Source organism: uncultured Paraglaciecola sp., assembly GCF_943787955.1.
GTDB lineage: Bacteria > Pseudomonadota > Gammaproteobacteria > Enterobacterales > Alteromonadaceae > Paraglaciecola.
In genome coordinates this window covers 1-15,860 of record NZ_CALSOK010000008.1, presented here as the reverse complement: position 1 = coordinate 15,860, position 15,860 = coordinate 1, and the positions used below count along the sequence as shown (strand labels likewise).

Here is a 15,860-nt window from a genome sequence, read left to right as displayed (position 1 = left end):
CTTTTCATCAGGCTTATTATCTATCATTAATTAATTTCTCAAATGCTTGCTTTGCGGCTTTTTGTTCTGCTCTGCGTCGACTATTACCGCTACCTACCACCGCTTTTTTTAAACCTTCTACATTGCACTCAACATAAAAAGTCTGATCATGTGACTTACCTTTAATTTCAGTCACCTCATAAAGAGGTAAAGGGTGTCTATTTGACTGTAGGTATTCTTGCAAGCGGGTTTTGTCATCTTTGGAAACAGCTTCTGGATCGAGCGCTTTAAGTCTGCAAGCAAACCAATCCAGAATTAAGGATTCACACGTATTCATGCCCGCTTCTAAATAAATGGCGCCTATAATGGATTCTACTGCATCAGCTAATATTGAATCACGGCGAAACCCACCACTTTTTAGCTCCCCTGGACCAAGAAGTAACAACTCACCAAGCTCAAATTCCCTGGCAACTTCGGCCAAGGTATCTCCTTTTACCAAGCTTGAGCGCATGCGAGTTAGCTTGCCCTCAGGCTGTTGAGGAAAACGCTGGTATAAGGCTTTCGCTATGACCATTCCTAATATAGCATCCCCTAAAAATTCCAGACGCTCATTGTGTTGTTTACTAGCACTTCTGTGGGTTAAAGCTTCAACTATTTTAGCCTCATCCGCAAAGGTATAACCCAAGCGCTTATACAAACGTATATATGGGTTAACAAGTGACATTTATTTTATGCTACCAACACGTTCAAACCTAACATCAGTAGGGATCCATCCTGGAACCCAACTACTAGGCACACGATCAAATTCAAAACTGATCCAAATCGCGACGGCTTTACCTACTAAATTTTCTTCAGGTACAAATCCCCAATACCTTCCATCTTCACTATTATCGCGATTGTCACCCATAACAAAGTAATGTCCTTCAGGAACAATCCATTCATCCGCCTGTGTTCCTGGCTGAGAATAATAACGACTAGTAATAGCTCTGCCTTGAGTACGATATATTTGATGGCTTACATCACCCAATTGCTCCGTGTATTTTTCTAATGGTGCAAATTGCTGATATGCTTCTCCTGTGCTCTCCAACTTTAAATCAATAGTCTGAAATCCTGAGCAATTTTCAGCAATATCACAAGATTGCTTAACTTGAAGTTGTTTATTTCGATAAATAACAGTATCGCCGGGTAGGCCTACTACCCGCTTAATATAGTCTAGATGTGGCTGAGGCGGAAACTTAAACACTACGACATCACCTCGTTTTGGTTCTCCAACATCGACAAACTTATTCCGCATTACGGGATCTTTTAGCCCATAAGTAAACTTTTCAACAAGGATGAAATCCCCCACTAATAATGTGGGCATCATTGAGCCAGAAGGAATTTGAAAAGGCTCATACAAAAATGAACGCAACACCATAACAAAAGCAATCACAGGGAAAATTTGTTGTGCTGTATCGACTAACCAAGGTAATTGCGGGTCTTGCTCTAAAACAGATTTTGCGCTGTCAGGGCTAGCAGCAATTACCATTCTCTGACGACGCTTAGAGGCAAACATCAAGCTATCGACCAACCAAATCAGACCCGAAACGAGTGTCAGTACAACCAGAAAGATTGAAAAATAATTAGCCATTTATTTACCTACCTTCAGAAGTGCTAAAAAGGCTTCTTGAGGCAGTTCTACGTTACCTACTGACTTCATACGTTTTTTTCCGTCCTTTTGTTTCTGTAATAGTTTTTTCTTACGGCTGATATCACCACCATAACACTTGGCTGTTACATTTTTACGTAATTGCTTGATGGTACTGCGAGCAATTATCTGATTACCAATAGCTGCTTGGATAGCAATATCAAACATTTGTCTGGGGATAAGCTCTTGGAGTTTTTCGACTAACTGCCTACCACGAGTCACAGCGTGGTCCTTGTGCGTAATCATGGCAAGGGCGTCCACACGCTCGCTATTGATCAAAATGTCTAAGCGTGACATTTCAGCGGTTTGGAAACGCTTAAAATTATAATCCAGAGATGCAAAACCTCGACTAGTCGATTTTAATTTATCGAAAAAGTCCATTACTACTTCTGCCATAGGTAGATCATAACTCACCGCAACTTGTTTGCCGTGATAAGTCATGCTGGTTTGCATACCACGCTTTTCAACACATAACGTAATGACATTACCAAGATACTGCTGCGGCACTAATATATGCGCTTCAACTATAGGCTCGTGAATCTCTTCTATATCATTGATAGCAGGTAATTTTGAAGGATTATCTACATAAATCGTTTCACCCTCTTTAGTGACTACTTCATACACAACAGTAGGTGCAGTGGTGATCAAATCCAAATTATATTCACGCTCTAAACGTTCTTGGATGATTTCCATATGTAGCATACCTAAGAAACCAATACGAAAACCAAAACCTAGAGCAGATGAACTCTCTGGCTCAAAAAACAAAGATGCGTCATTGAGGCTTAATTTTGCCAATGCGTCACGAAAATCTTCATAGTCATCAGAACTAATTGGGAACAGACCAGCGTAGACTTGAGGCTTGACCTTTTTAAAACCAGGGAGGGCTTCAGGTGCAGGCCGTCTCGCTAAGGTGATAGTGTCACCCACAGGTGCTCCATTAATTTCTTTTATACCAGCAACAACAAACCCAACTTCACCTGCTCTTAACACTCCAGTATCGGTTGCTTTAGGTGTGAATATACCCACTTTATCAGCTTGATGAATGCCACCAGTCGTCATTATTTTAATCTTATCATTCTTGTGTAACTCCCCCTGCATAATTCGCACAAGAGATACCACCCCTTGATAATTATCAAACCAAGAGTCAACAATCAATGCCTTTAACGGCGCATCAATCTCACCTTCTGGTGGTGGTATTTGGCGCACAATCACTTCTAGTACTTCTTCTATTCCAATACCTGTTTTGGCAGAACAGCGCACTGCATCGATAGCATCTATACCGACTATGTCTTCTATTTCCTCTGCGACACGGTCAGGTTCAGCTTGGGGTAGATCAATCTTGTTTATAATTGGCACCACTTCCATGTTTAAATCAATGGCGGTATAGCAATTCGCCAATGTTTGAGCCTCTACTCCCTGCCCGGCATCAACAACCAACAATGCCCCTTCACAAGCAGCAAGTGAACGTGAGACTTCATAAGTAAAATCTACATGTCCTGGCGTATCGATAAAGTTTAATTGATAAGTCTGACCATTTCTTGCGGTGTAGTTCAGCGTAACACTTTGCGCTTTGATGGTAATACCACGTTCTTTTTCGATATCCATTGAGTCAAGGACTTGTGCAGACATTTCTCTGCTGCTCAATCCTCCACAATGTTGGATGAGCCGATCGGAAAGAGTTGATTTACCGTGGTCTATATGAGCAATAATTGAGAAATTACGTATGTGCTTGTGTTGCATAAAATTTTAGAAAATTACCAAGTGGTTTTGTTTCCAAGCAACTAGTTAAATAAATATAAGTCGCTAGAGAATGGGACAAAAATTAAATAGAAAAGAATTTTACAGTTTTATCAATCACTTTGCGACACAACAAAAGAATTGTTTCTTGTTTTTTGTAAGAGAATAGGAAACTTAGACTTGTTTGACTTGGATATTATCAATTTCCAAGGGAAAAATTCTGAGAATACGAGGGTAAAAATCACCTTGATCAGAACGGCTTAAAAAGCGACGCACAAATCTAAATGTAAAATAAGTGCTAAAAGCGGAGAACAATATCAACCACCCTTCGACTATTAATCCTATTAATGGCAAGATACTTTGTCCGACAAGTGCAGACAAAACAAGGGCCAATAAAGGCAAACAATAAACCAACGCAGAAGCTTTAAGTAAGTTCTCTTCCGGTATCCCTAAACTGACCTTTTGCCCAACTTCAACCATTTCATTCAATCGAAAGCGCAATATTTCTCGCTTTCTTGCAAAAATTTTTGCGATGGCTCCTGTGCCGCAATTGGATTGAGCTTCACAACTGCCACATGTTGACTTAATTTGTGTTTCAACCAATACAACCTGCTGAGAGTTGTGGTGTTCGATAGCACAAATCACTCCAATCTCCTCAATCATTATTTAATTCTTTGAATTGATTTAGCAATGGCATTGGCAGTGCTTGCTGGTAGCTTCCCAATAATAGTGATGATTAGTTCACCATGCTCAATAGTTAGCAATGTGTCAGACTGAACTGTGCCCACTAAATTATCCTGTGGCTTATTGTTATCTCTGCCTTGTAAATAGACAGAGACATCAACCAAACCATCACTCAACATAATGTATTCAACTACTCCACTCGATCTAGACAAACGACGTAAGTCTCTTTTTACTATTGTCATACCTCTAGGAATATAGCCAATTTCCCAAAGTGAATTAAGTGTAGCGCTTGTACTAAAACTGACCACCTCAGGCAACATTCCGGGCTCAATTTTTGCAAAAAAAGGATCAGGCTCTTTAGCTATTTGTATACTTGTCACTTGAATTTGCTCCAGAAGCTGACCTTCTTGACCGAACATGTTCAATTTTAATAACAACCCTGTTTCTTGATCAAGCCAAACATTTAAGCCAAAGCGAGTTTTGTCTTTACTGATTATTCGGATTTGTTGCGCCGAGCGCCCCGCGATCCGACTACGGCCGATCATAATGAATTCGTAACCCAGCAACAATTTTTCTGGGTTTTGCAAAAACTCGCTAGGAAAAGGTCCGTTGATAATAGATGTTTGCAAGCTGTAAGGAGGAACGTTAGGTTCAAAATAACTGACTTTATTTCCAATACGAACAACTTCTCGGCCTGGGCCATTCAAAAGATTAAGTTGTTCCATTTCGAGGCCATCTTCATTCACCCCGTGACGCCAAAGATAGGGCTGGGAATCTACAGCGGGTTTTAATAAAACAAAGGAAATAGTGTAATTGAGAGACTTAACTGCTTCGGACATCTTCGCTAACCATGCTTGCGCACTATTAGGTGTATAAGAATTGGTAGTGTTAATCTTTTGTACTTGTGCAAAAGATTGAAAAGGAACAAAAACACTAATCAGCAGAGTCAATATGACCCTGCTAGCAATTTTATTAGGGTGTATTTTCAACAATGTCTGATTGTGCCTCTTCATTAGTGATTTTTGGATCCGAAATCTCAGAACCATCATTAGTCAGTTGAATCGTTTTAAAACGTAATTGTTGTTTATGATCTGTCATATACGCATTGATTCGACGTCTTTGTTCAGCCCCATCAGAGTTCGGTATTGCAGGAGATTGATCAAAACTCACTGGTGACAAACCACCTTGAATGCCCGGGATATGAGGGGCTGCATTAAATGGTTGGTCTAAGTCAGCCTGATTAAATTGTTGAACCCCAATTATCATCACTACGGCAACCGAGGCAGCAATAGCCATTTGTCCGCCTTGTTTTGCAAAGGGAACAACATTACCAACTAAAGGTAGGTCACGCCAAGTTCTCTTTGGAGCCAATAATGTAGGCTCAGACTCCAACGCTTTAGCAACCATATTAGCAATATCAATATCAAAATTAATATTTAATGGAAGTTCCTGACGCAAACTATCACGAATAAGGTGGTAACTTTTCCATTTTAGCTGCAAATCAGTATCATTTTTTATCGCATCCAACACATGAATGCTCGATGAGCTAGAAGCGATATATTCTCCATCGACTAAGGCTGACAAATTTTCAAGTTTTTGCGACATACATTGTGATTCCCGCTAATTTAATTTTTTCTTTGATTTAAAATCAATCATTCATCAATAATGGTTGAATAACTTTATCTAATGCTTCTCTTGCCCTGAATATTCTCGACCTGACGGTTCCTACTGGGCAATCCATAACATTAGCAATATCCTCATAGCTTAGCCCCTCTAGTTCACGCAAGCTTATAGCCATACGTAAATCTTCAGGTAGCTTTTCCATGGCGTCAAACAACAGCGTCTCCATTTGCTCTGACATTAAGTTTTTTTCGGGTGAATTATTTTCTTTCAATGCATCACTGCCGTCATAATAATCTGCTTCATCAGCATCAACATCACTTGCTGGGGGCTTTCTCCCTTGAGACACCAGATAATTTTTTGCACTATTTACAGCTATTCTATATAGCCAAGTATAAAAAGCGCTATCACCTCTAAAATTTGGTAAGGCTCTGTAAGCTTTTACAAACGCCTCTTGCGTTACATCTGCCACGTCCCCTGAATTTTTAACATATCTAGAGACTAAATAGGATACTTTTTGTTGGTACTTTGTTACCAACAACCCGTATGCGTTTTTATCTCCGCGTTGCACTCTTTCAACAATTTGTTGGTCTGCTATCTGCTCGCTCATTTCGAGCCTTTACTCCTGTACGAAAATAAACTACGGCTCATGCAAGCACTACTATTGACTCTATGAAATTTGAAAAGTTCGAATATATCCAACTTTTTTTTTCGAAAAAACAAAAATGTTTAATTGAATTACTGTCAGTAAAGGAAATTTACATACAATCCGCTATGAAAAGCATTGTAATTTATAACGTGTAAATTAGTATTGCCTAACAAATCGACCATATTACCTAGTTTACCTTATGCACTCTACTATTGAACACCAATGTGACGTACTTATTATTGGAAGCGGCGCCGCAGGATTAAGTCACGCCTTAAAACTTGCAGATCATTGCCAAGTGATAGTGTTAAGTAAAAGTGATGTATCTGAAGGGTCAACCAAATATGCCCAAGGCGGCATTGCAGCCGTTTTTGATGAAAATGATTCTATTGCCTCACATGTTGAGGACACACTATTAGCTGGCGACGGTTTGTGTGATAGAAGCGCTGTTGAGTTCACCGCATCTCAAGCCAAAACTTCTATGCAATGGCTAATTGATTTTGGAATGCCATTTGACCGGGAAAGCTCAGAAAACGGTGAAACTCGATTTCATCTGACTAGAGAAGGAGGTCATAGCCACAGACGAATTTTACACTCAGCCGACGCCACTGGCGCCGCAGTGCAAGTCACTCTTATTGAAGCAGTGCAGCAGCATCCTAACATTCACCTATTTCAACGCTATAACGCCGTAGATTTAATCAAAAGTCAAAACACAAAAAATCTATTGTTAGGCGCCTATGTATGGAACAGAAAACGGGAAAGAGTGGAAATAATTCGTAGTAAGTTTGTTTCCTTAGCAACAGGCGGAGCAAGTAAGGTTTATCAATATACGTCTAATCCAGACGTATCTAGTGGTGATGGTATTGCTATGGCTTGGCGCGCAGGATGTCGGGTTGCTAATATGGAATTTAATCAATTTCATCCAACATGTTTGTATCATCCAGAAGCGCGAAATTTTTTAATTACTGAAGCTTTACGAGGCGAAGGTGCGAAACTTTGTCATCCTGACGGTACCCTTTTTATGCATAAATTTGATAAAAGGGGTGATTTGGCTTCACGAGATATCGTCGCCAGAGCCATTGATTTTGAGATGAAAAGGTTAGGCGCTGATTGTATGTATCTGGACATCAGCCATAAACCAAGTGATTTTATTGTTAAGCACTTTCCAAATATTTATCGAAAGTGTCGCTCTTTGGGAATCGATATTACTCAGCAGCCCATCCCGGTTGTACCAGCAGCACATTACAGTTGCGGTGGAGTCGTCACAGATACATATGCCAAAACTGATATAGATAACTTATATGCGATCGGTGAGGTGGCTTATACTGGACTACATGGTGCAAATCGGATGGCAAGTAACTCATTGTTGGAGTGTATAGTATATGGCCATTCTGCTGCTAATCACATAACGGCAAAGTTAACTGAAAACACAGTAGATGAACAAATTAAAGCTTGGGATGAAAGCAAGGTGAGTGACTCCGATGAAGAAGTAATTATTCAACATAACTGGCATGAATTGCGCCTGTTTATGTGGGATTACGTAGGTATTGTGCGAACGAATAAACGTTTAGAACGTGCCCATCATCGTATTGAATTATTACAACAGGAAGTGAATGATTATTATTGTAACTTTAAAGTTAGTAATAATTTACTTGAGCTTAGAAACTTACTGACAGTTGCTGAGTTAATAGTGAAGTGCGCTAAAGAACGCAAAGAGAGTCGAGGCTTACACTTTAACTTAGACTACCCTCAGAAACTTGACGATCCCAAACCGACAATAATACAAAACGATCTTAAATAGAGCGAATATTACGAATAAAGTGTAAAGAATATAACTCGTTGTTAGCCCCGCAGCCTACCATCTTAAAATACTGTTCAACATGCAAACTTAAAAGAATGAAAAACCATGCTAACTTGAATGGTAAATAAAGAAGGTGCATGAAGATAAGTTAAACCTCAACGTTTGAGTTTATAAAGGTGAGAATTTCTTATGTATCCCATATATACATTGATAACTAGTTCATATTCTATGAATAACATGCTGTTTAGAACATTGTAATTTAGCCGACCATCTAATTGGACTGGATTGGATTGAAATCACCAGAAAACGCTGCATATTGTCGACCTAAACTAGAATAGAGATTAGAGGTTTTATTTTTAGAGTTAGTAAAATCACCTATAAAACTTCATTCCTATTGGGTCTGTAATATGGACATGATCACGGCGAAATAAATTAATAATGGCACATTGCCATGCAAGCTCAAAACAGCTAAGAAATGTCAGTCTAGTTAAGATACCTATTAATCAGAATGCATTTTCAAATGTTAAAAACACTAAATACGGACTACTTTATTTAGCCTTTGTGATTGAGCTAATACAGTTTATCAGGCACTTAACCTGCATTAATTCTAATAAAAGAAAAGATCATCCTTGGGGTCCAAACCGACCGATTGACAGTAAGTTTTTTTAGGATTTTAATCTATTGTAAATCCTTTAGGTAAAATATATTTTCCAGCTAGAAGATTTTGGAAAGTTGCTAAAATGGAGGTTAGAATGTTAGTGAGCACATCATATTAACTACACCTTAATATATGTAATACTAAAAAAGTGATTATATCAAGATGAGGTGTCATAGATTACCCTTGTCAGAGGTATGTTGTTGATAGATAACGGCACGGCAAAGTCGGCGGAAATCTCTTTTAATAACTTGGTCTTTATATATAAAACACCATTTTGAATAACGAGAGTTAAGTGAAGAGATCAAATGAATAAATATTAAAAAACTACTGACTCTGGATTTAGCAGTAATTCTCCAGCCCAATTGTTCGTCTTCAAATACTTCCAACCATTCTCCCCCTTGGGAAAATATAACAGGAGGCTGCTTTTTTTTTCTGGAATTAAAGATCGTTTTAAGAAAAAAAAGAATAATGCCTAAAATAGTCAACATTTGGAATAAAAACTGGTATTGAATACTATCAGATTGCCAATTTAAGACTGATAATATTAAAATAACATAAACCAGCAACGTGAAAGTCACTAATATTCGAGACGATTTAAACTCAACCCTATACTTTAACACGGCTTAAAATGTGTTCAATCATTTGACTAAATTCTTTATCATCACAGGCTTGATGTCCCATAAACCAAGCATACAAATCAGGATCATCACAGATTAACAACCTCTCAAACACTTCTTGCTGATGACTAGATAATTCATTAAAACCGGTTTCAGCAAAAGGCATAAAGAGCACATCAAGCTCCAGCATTCCACGGCGACATGCCCACTTCAAACGACCGTATCGTTTTTTATCAAACATTTTTAACCTCTAATTGTCAATAATTTCAATTTAACTTGAATATCTGATTTTCATAATAACAGTAATAATCAGTTGTTTTCAGATTATTCCTTGCTAAATCAAACTCGTACCCCATATCAAATGCTACGGATGATTAGCAAAAGAAAACAATTTATGTCACAAGCACTCCCAGACCATACCGCGCCAAAACAGTATACCAATAAGCTTAAAAATAATGGAGTCATCCAACTCATTGGTGAAGAAAAAGTCAATTATCTACAAGGTCAAATAACGGCAGATGTTAATCAGCTAACTAAAAATGATGCACTTTTAGCTACTCATTGTGACTTTAAAGGTAAAGTTTGGAGTGTCTTTTATACCTTACTATGGCAAGACTCTATTTTATTAATCACACATAAATCAGTTTTAGAAAAATCTCTATCCGAATTAAAAAAATATGGAGTATTTGCCAAAGTAGATATCACAAACCAAAGCGACAATTGGCAGATAACCGGTGGCTCTGGCGACTTATTTGAAAAGGCAATCTTAGATCTGTTTGACGAATTACCAACGGGTGATAGAAAAGTCATATCAAATGCTTATGGCTTGGTAATGTCAAAAGAACAACCAGATCAACGTTATCTAGTTTTACAACCCAATAATGCTGAAAAAAAATTAGGTTTAAAAGAATCCGAAAGTAGAGAGCTATGGGAAATCGCAGACATAAAGTCAGGGCTAGGTGACATTCGAGGAACAACAATAAACGAATTTGTACCACAAATGTTTAATCTGCAGGCAATGGACGCCATAGATTTTGAAAAAGGTTGTTACATGGGACAAGAAGTTGTAGCTAGAACAAAATATTTGGGCCGTAATAAACGTGCTGGTTTTATTCTAAAAACTCAGACCGACACAAAAGATTTAAGTGGTGAGCACCTCGAATACCAAATAGGGGAGAATTGGCGACCTGGCGGAAAGATACTTCGAAGTGGTTCTGATGAAGGACAGACATGGATATTTGCGATTTTAGCCAAAGATACACAAATAGGTAGTATTTTTAGAGTTAAATCTTCGCCAAATACAATCTTCATTGCTCAAGCACTTCCCTATCCTCTACAATAGGTAAAAAATCAATTTTGACTGGAATATAATGAATATAGCCAATAATACCATTGCCACCATCCACTTTACTGTTTGTTCATCAGACGGAGCTCAAATCGACACATCGAGAAATAGTGAACCTATGGTTTTCTTACAAGGTAGTCATTTTTTAATTCAAGGCTTAGAAGATGAATTAGAAGGTAAAACAGTTGGTAATAAGTTTACTATAGACATAGAACCAGCTCTTGCCTATGGCGAACGCCATGAAGAATTAGTTCAGTCAGTACCAAAAACAATGTTTGAGGATATGGATTTAAATGTGGGTATGACTTTCAGAGCATCAACTGATGACGGTGAACAATCAGTGATGATCATCGACATCAATGAAGAAGAGGTGGTAGTTGACGGAAATCACCCTTTATCAGGTCTGACACTTAATTTTGATGTAGAGGTATTAGAAGTCAGAGAAGCGACAGAAGAAGAAATCGCCCATGGTCACCCACATACTGAAGGTGGATGTGAGCATTCTCATTAAGCAATAAAATTTAAATATAAAAAAAGCGCTCAATTGGCGCTTTTTTTATATCATAAATTATGAAATGACTTAGGTATTAACAGATACAAATAGAAATCCCTCTAATTCAGAATACTTAAGTGTGCATGACATCTTCAATAACTTATATAGGTATAGGATGTAGGATTTTATTGGAACAAAACCTATTTTCTCTCAGGGCAATGAAAAATAAATTCGTTATAGGTAGTAAGCTTAGATACGCGACATAGCAGCTACCGAGTTAAACTCTCCCATAGTGAAGTGGTCAAGTCATTTTGGCCACGGGTTTGTAGTATTTTCGATACCGATATTCCGATTCATTTGGTGTCAATCCACCATTATATGAATGCGGCCTAAACTCACTGTAATAGCCAATAATATAATCATTGATACCGTGCTTAGCTTCACTAAAACTACAATAGCCAGTTGTTGGTATCCATTCTGTTTTTAAGCTTCTAAAAAAGCGTTCCATTGGACTATTATCCCAGCAGTTTCCTCGTCGGCTCATACTTTGCGTTAATCGATATCGCCATACTAGCTGCCTAAATTGGCGACTTGTGTAGTGACTTCCTTGATCGCTATGGTACATCACCTCTTTAGGTCTTCCACGACTTTCAAATGCCATGGTCAACGCCTGACAGGTTAAATTACTATCAGGCGAATGACTCATCGCCCAACCAACGGGTTTTCTTGCAAATAAATCCATGACGACCGCTAAGTAAGCCCATCGGTTGCCTGTCCAAATATACGTCACATCGCCGCACCACAATTGATTAGGCTCAATGACGGCAAATTGCCTATCCAATATGTTCGGGATAGCCACATGCTCTTTAGTCGCCTTCTTGTAGGCATGTTGCGGTAGTTGGCAACTGACTAAATTCAACTTCTTCATGATATTACTGGCACGATAACGAGATAAAGGGAAACCATTGTCGGTTGCCATAATCGCTATCGTTCTTGCGCCCGCTGAGCCGTTGCTTTGCCGATGCACTTCTTTCACCTGGCCGTACAATTTAGCGACCTCTGGTGATAAGCGTCTATCTCGCCCAAGCCAATATTTGTAGGTGCTGCGGTGGACTCCAAATACCTCACATAGCACTTTTATCGAATAACGGCGTTCATCACTCTGACTCAGTTTCTCTACTAGAGAGAGTTGTTCATGGAGTCCGACATCAACAGAGCGGTAGCCTTTTTTAATATTTCCTTCTCAAGCTCAGCTCGCGCAAGCTTCTTCTTTAAATCCTTTATTTCTAGCTGGTCAGGCGTCATTGGGGTTTGCTCAACTCTCACGCCTTTACGTTCTTGTTGAAGTTGTTTTACCCACTTTCCTATCGTTGAAAAACCAACCCCCATTGCCTTAGCGGCTTCGTCGTGAGTGTAACTTTGATCAACAACCAGTTGTGCTGTTTCCAATCTAAATTCAGGACTAAAAGTCCGTCTTGTTCTTTTGCTCATCTTTGGCACCTAATCTTGCTATGCAAATAGCATAACATCTCTAGTTAGGTGGCCAAATTAACTATGCCACTTCATAGGGAAACCTGACTATTCAGCATATAATTATCAAGGACGATAAAATGGTGGAGGGTGAAGGGTAAACAATCCAGGTGTAATTATCGAGGAGATGAGTTTGGGTCTATCTCAACAGGGATATATATGTCTGCCCTCGTTTTTTAACGAGCAGATATCAAAAAGGGCCACCTTTACAGATAGCCCTTTTTTTAAATGGGAGCCTGCGGTGTATCCAAATGTGGGGCTGGCCTTCCAGCAATGTGCGAGGCACTCTACAGCGCCATACCAGTGCTACTTTGAAGGAGGATAAAGGTAAGCGTCCGGTAATTAGCACGTTCCATTAGTTAACCTTGCAGAGCAGAATATCGACTTTGATAATCATCGGAGTCGAATATGGGAAGACGTAGTTCTAAAGAATGGCAGGTCATCATTGAGCAACAGGAAAGCAGCGGCATATCGGTTGCTCAATTTTGCAAACAACACGCGCTAAACAATAAATACTTCCATGCCAGAAAACAGTCATTGCTCAAGCGTCAACAACGCAAACTATCATCACCGTTTATCAAGGTCAGTAAAACAAGTCCTGATACAACAATGATGTCACTGCAAATAGGTGACGCTACATTGTCTTTGCCACTCAATTGCGAGCCCTTGTGGTTGGCACAATTGCTCAAGGCAGTGGCAGCATGAAGATGTTTATTGAGCCGTCGGATATCTATATGCACATTGAGGCTGTGGACTTTCGAAAGTCGATTAACGGTTTGGTTGTGGTGGTTGAGCAGCAACTTGAATTGTCGCCCTTAAGCGATGCGCTGTTTGTCTTTAGCAACAAGAAACGGGATAAACTCAAAATCCTTTACTGGGATAAGACAGGTTTTGCGTTGTGGTACAAACGGCTGGAGAAGCAGCGCTTCAAGTGGCCCAAAGATGACCAGCTAAGTCGTTTAGTTCTGTCAGAGCAACAGCTCAATTGGTTACTCGGCGGTTATGACATCATCGGCCACAGCCCCTTGACGTATCAAGCCGTCAGCTTATAACCACAGATCATAAGCAGCATTTAACGATCACGACTTATTCTAAAAAAGTCAATTAAATCAGTCTGTTATTCGATAAAATACAGACATGATAGAGACGCAATACCAACAACGCATTACTGAGCTGGAAAGCTTATTGGCAGAGAAAGATGCCAAGATAGCATTTCTAGAAGAGCAGTTCCGCCTTGCCCAACAAAAACAGTTTGGTGCCAGCAGTGAAGGTCATCCGGGCCAAGGCGAGTTGTTTAATGAGGTGGAAGCCGAAGTAGAGCAGCTTGACGTTGAGCCAGTACAAGAGACAATTGGATACACCCGCAATAAGCCAAAGCGCAAACCGCTGCCGAAGGACTTACCCCGTGAAGTCGTGGTCATTGATATTGCCGATGAAGATAAAGTCTGTGCTTGCTGCAACGGTGAACTGCATCAGATTGGCGAAGATAAGAGCGAGAAGTTGGAATTTATCCCAGCTAAAGTCAAAGTGATTGAAACGGTACGGCCAAAGTATGCATGCAGAGCCTGCGAAAAAGACGGTACACAAAACCAGATAAAACAGGCGCCTGTGCCAGCCAGCATTATTCCCAAAGGTTATGCCACCCCCAGCTTGCTCAGCCAAATCATTACCAGTAAATACCAATATGGTTTACCGCTTTACCGCCAGGAAAGCCTGTTCAAACAATACGGCATCGAGCTGAGTCGCAAGACCATGGCTGATTGGATGATAAAGTCGCAACTGGCGTTGCAAATACTGTATGAGCGACTGCGGGAAATACTGCTGCAACAATCGGTCATTCAAGCGGATGAGACAACATTAAAAGTTATCGGGGAAGCCAAAACCACCAGTTATATGTGGCTGTATTGCAGTGGCACAGACTCGCCCAACGACAGCTCCACTCCCAATATTGTGCTCTACGACTATCAAAACAGTCGCAGAGGTCAGTGTGCGGTGGATTTCCTCGCCGGATATTCAGGCTATTTGCAAGTGGATGGTTATCAGGGGTATGCCCAAACTCAGGCCACGCTGGTCGCCTGCATGGCCCATGCCCGCAGAAAGTTTGTTGAGGCAGAAACCGCACAACCGAAAGGCAAAACCGGCAAAGCCAATTGGGCACTCAATCAAATCCAAAAACTGTATCGCATAGAAACAAAAATCAAAGGTAAAACAGCACAAGAAAAATACCGAATACGTCAGGCTGACGCCTTACCCTTACTTATGCAATTCAAAGGCTGGCTGGATAAGTCCGCCACAGAGGTACCGCCTAAAACGGCTCTGGGCAAAGCCCTTGCCTACAGCCTGAATCAATGGTCCAAACTCATTCGTTACATTGAAGATGGCAACCTGACTATCGACAATAACCGGGCGGAACGGGCCATAAAACCCTTTGTGATAGGTCGAAAAAACTGGTTATTCTCAAACACGGCTAACGGCGCAAACGCCAGTGCCACACTTTATAGTATTATCGAAACTGCTAAATCCAATGGCTTAGTGCCATTCGATTACCTCAACCATCTGCTAAATGAAATCCCAAGCCTGAAACCAGATGACACTATCGACCACCTGTTGCCATGGAATTGCGCTAAACGCTAGGTGGGATCACCGGACGCTTACGGATAAAGAAGCTTTGCCTCTACCTGCTCAGATGCATAATCGAATAATCCACAAGCCTTACTAAATTGCAGATACAAAAAAGGGCTACCCATACGGATAGCCCTTTCTCTAAATAGGAGCCTGGCAATGTGCTACTCTCGCATGGGGAAACCCCAAACTACCATCGCCGCTAATGTGTTTCACTTCTGAGTTCGGAATGGGATCAGGTGGTGCCACATCGCTATTGTCGCCAGACAAAAACTGTTATCTATCAAGTTTTCACTCAATAAATCAATATGTAAAAGCTGATGCTCGCTGCCTACCTAGGTAGAAGCGCGCTGTAATCGAGCCTAAAGAATGTCTTCAGTCTTACTCTTAATTTTATGTTAATACTTGCCACTCATCAAACACTCAGCACTTCTTTTATGA

16 protein-coding genes and 1 rRNA gene are annotated in these 15,860 nt (G+C 40.1%); 6 read left to right on the top strand and 11 right to left on the bottom strand.

Annotation, left to right across the window (positions count from 1 at the left end; all coding sequences use genetic code 11):
• Positions 1–16: 16 nt before the first annotated feature.
• The 7 genes from rnc to rpoE form a co-directional block, all read right to left on the bottom strand.
• Positions 17–703 (bottom strand): ribonuclease III, encoded by a 687-nt coding sequence (gene rnc, locus Q0Y52_RS06390; RefSeq protein ID WP_297819564.1) that lies wholly within the window; start codon positions 701–703, stop codon positions 17–19.
• Complete coding sequence (gene lepB, locus Q0Y52_RS06385) at positions 704–1,609, bottom strand: signal peptidase I (RefSeq protein ID WP_297819561.1); 906 nt, start codon at positions 1,607–1,609, stop codon at positions 704–706.
• The gene (gene lepA / locus Q0Y52_RS06380; RefSeq protein WP_297819559.1) at positions 1,610–3,406 is read right to left on the bottom strand and encodes a translation elongation factor 4; all 1,797 of its coding nucleotides are present in this window, start codon (positions 3,404–3,406) and stop codon (positions 1,610–1,612) included.
• Between the two features lie 171 nt (positions 3,407–3,577).
• Entirely contained in the window at positions 3,578–4,066 is a 489-nt protein-coding gene (locus Q0Y52_RS06375) for a SoxR reducing system RseC family protein (protein WP_297819556.1), read from the bottom strand.
• Positions 4,066–5,037: a MucB/RseB C-terminal domain-containing protein gene (locus Q0Y52_RS06370; protein WP_297819553.1), complete on the bottom strand. Its 972-nt coding sequence runs from the start codon at positions 5,035–5,037 to the stop codon at positions 4,066–4,068. The genes Q0Y52_RS06375 and Q0Y52_RS06370 overlap by 1 nt, the downstream gene beginning before the upstream one ends.
• A 22-nt stretch (positions 5,038–5,059) precedes the next feature.
• Positions 5,060–5,692 (bottom strand): RseA family anti-sigma factor, encoded by a 633-nt coding sequence (locus tag Q0Y52_RS06365; RefSeq protein ID WP_297819549.1) that lies wholly within the window; start codon positions 5,690–5,692, stop codon positions 5,060–5,062.
• A gap of 43 nt (positions 5,693–5,735) precedes the next feature.
• Positions 5,736–6,317: an RNA polymerase sigma factor RpoE gene (gene rpoE, locus Q0Y52_RS06360; protein ID WP_297819546.1), complete on the bottom strand. Its 582-nt coding sequence runs from the start codon at positions 6,315–6,317 to the stop codon at positions 5,736–5,738.
• A 238-nt stretch (positions 6,318–6,555) separates the two neighbouring features.
• On the opposite strand from rpoE, the gene nadB reads away from it, so the two are divergent.
• Positions 6,556–8,154, top strand: a complete 1,599-nt coding sequence (gene nadB / locus Q0Y52_RS06355) for an L-aspartate oxidase (protein ID WP_297819543.1) — start codon at positions 6,556–6,558, stop codon at positions 8,152–8,154.
• 828 nt (positions 8,155–8,982) lie between these two features.
• Here the strand turns inward: nadB and Q0Y52_RS19410 are convergent.
• Together Q0Y52_RS19410 and Q0Y52_RS06345 are read right to left on the bottom strand one after the other, a co-directional pair.
• Complete coding sequence (locus Q0Y52_RS19410) at positions 8,983–9,390, bottom strand: protein YgfX (RefSeq protein ID WP_366939256.1); 408 nt, start codon at positions 9,388–9,390, stop codon at positions 8,983–8,985.
• A 28-nt stretch (positions 9,391–9,418) separates the two neighbouring features.
• Entirely contained in the window at positions 9,419–9,670 is a 252-nt protein-coding gene (locus tag Q0Y52_RS06345; RefSeq protein WP_297819537.1) for a succinate dehydrogenase assembly factor 2, read from the bottom strand.
• A gap of 90 nt (positions 9,671–9,760) precedes the next feature.
• Here Q0Y52_RS06345 and ygfZ point away from each other — a divergent pair, with 90 nt between their 5' ends.
• Together ygfZ and Q0Y52_RS06335 are read left to right on the top strand one after the other, a co-directional pair.
• Positions 9,761–10,771, top strand: coding sequence for a tRNA-modifying protein YgfZ (ygfZ, locus tag Q0Y52_RS06340; protein ID WP_297819534.1), 1,011 nt, complete (start codon positions 9,761–9,763; stop codon positions 10,769–10,771).
• Between the two features lie 28 nt (positions 10,772–10,799).
• Positions 10,800–11,285 (top strand): peptidylprolyl isomerase, encoded by a 486-nt coding sequence (locus Q0Y52_RS06335; RefSeq protein WP_297819531.1) that lies wholly within the window; start codon positions 10,800–10,802, stop codon positions 11,283–11,285.
• A 283-nt stretch (positions 11,286–11,568) separates the two neighbouring features.
• Here the strand turns inward: Q0Y52_RS06335 and Q0Y52_RS06330 are convergent.
• Positions 11,569–12,758, bottom strand: a protein-coding gene (locus Q0Y52_RS06330) for an IS3 family transposase (RefSeq protein ID WP_297817896.1) whose coding sequence is annotated in 2 segments (ribosomal slippage) — positions 11,569–12,500 and positions 12,500–12,758 — 1,191 coding nt in all. Because the reading frame shifts where the segments join, the coding sequence is not laid out codon by codon here.
• A 447-nt stretch (positions 12,759–13,205) separates the two neighbouring features.
• Between Q0Y52_RS06330 and Q0Y52_RS06325 the strand changes: the two genes are divergently transcribed.
• The 3 genes from Q0Y52_RS06325 to Q0Y52_RS06315 all read left to right on the top strand — a co-directional run bounded on the left by Q0Y52_RS06325 (position 13,206) and on the right by Q0Y52_RS06315 (position 15,431).
• A complete protein-coding gene (locus Q0Y52_RS06325; protein WP_297819528.1) occupies positions 13,206–13,502 on the top strand; it encodes a hypothetical protein in 297 nt (98 codons plus the stop codon).
• Complete coding sequence (gene tnpB / locus Q0Y52_RS06320; protein ID WP_297819525.1) at positions 13,499–13,849, top strand: IS66 family insertion sequence element accessory protein TnpB; 351 nt, start codon at positions 13,499–13,501, stop codon at positions 13,847–13,849. Before Q0Y52_RS06325 ends, tnpB begins: the two co-directional genes overlap by 4 nt.
• 85 nt (positions 13,850–13,934) lie before the next feature.
• The gene (locus Q0Y52_RS06315) at positions 13,935–15,431 is read left to right on the top strand and encodes an IS66 family transposase (protein WP_297819522.1); all 1,497 of its coding nucleotides are present in this window, start codon (positions 13,935–13,937) and stop codon (positions 15,429–15,431) included.
• Positions 15,432–15,570: 139 nt separating this feature from the next.
• On the opposite strand, the gene rrf is transcribed toward Q0Y52_RS06315, so the two are convergent.
• Positions 15,571–15,686, bottom strand: a 5S ribosomal RNA gene (rrf, locus tag Q0Y52_RS06310).
• Between the last annotated feature and the right edge of the window lie 174 nt (positions 15,687–15,860).

What these genes read in the sequence shown, in the direction of transcription:
- Q0Y52_RS06375 (WP_297819556.1), bottom strand. Translation starts at nt 4,066, where the DNA reads ATGATTGAGGAGATTGGAGTGATTTGTGCTATCGAACACCACAACTCT.
- Q0Y52_RS06365 (WP_297819549.1), bottom strand. Translation starts at nt 5,692, where the DNA reads ATGTCGCAAAAACTTGAAAATTTGTCAGCCTTAGTCGATGGAGAATAT.
- rpoE (WP_297819546.1), bottom strand. Translation starts at nt 6,317, where the DNA reads ATGAGCGAGCAGATAGCAGACCAACAAATTGTTGAAAGAGTGCAACGC.
- rnc (WP_297819564.1), bottom strand. Translation starts at nt 703, where the DNA reads ATGTCACTTGTTAACCCATATATACGTTTGTATAAGCGCTTGGGTTAT.
- nadB (WP_297819543.1), top strand. Translation starts at nt 6,556, where the DNA reads ATGCACTCTACTATTGAACACCAATGTGACGTACTTATTATTGGAAGC.
- lepA (WP_297819559.1), bottom strand. Translation starts at nt 3,406, where the DNA reads ATGCAACACAAGCACATACGTAATTTCTCAATTATTGCTCATATAGAC.
- tnpB (WP_297819525.1), top strand. Translation starts at nt 13,499, where the DNA reads ATGAAGATGTTTATTGAGCCGTCGGATATCTATATGCACATTGAGGCT.
- Q0Y52_RS06335 (WP_297819531.1), top strand. Translation starts at nt 10,800, where the DNA reads ATGAATATAGCCAATAATACCATTGCCACCATCCACTTTACTGTTTGT.
- Q0Y52_RS06345 (WP_297819537.1), bottom strand. Translation starts at nt 9,670, where the DNA reads ATGTTTGATAAAAAACGATACGGTCGTTTGAAGTGGGCATGTCGCCGT.
- Q0Y52_RS06315 (WP_297819522.1), top strand. Translation starts at nt 13,935, where the DNA reads ATGATAGAGACGCAATACCAACAACGCATTACTGAGCTGGAAAGCTTA.
- lepB (WP_297819561.1), bottom strand. Translation starts at nt 1,609, where the DNA reads ATGGCTAATTATTTTTCAATCTTTCTGGTTGTACTGACACTCGTTTCG.
- Q0Y52_RS06325 (WP_297819528.1), top strand. Translation starts at nt 13,206, where the DNA reads ATGGGAAGACGTAGTTCTAAAGAATGGCAGGTCATCATTGAGCAACAG.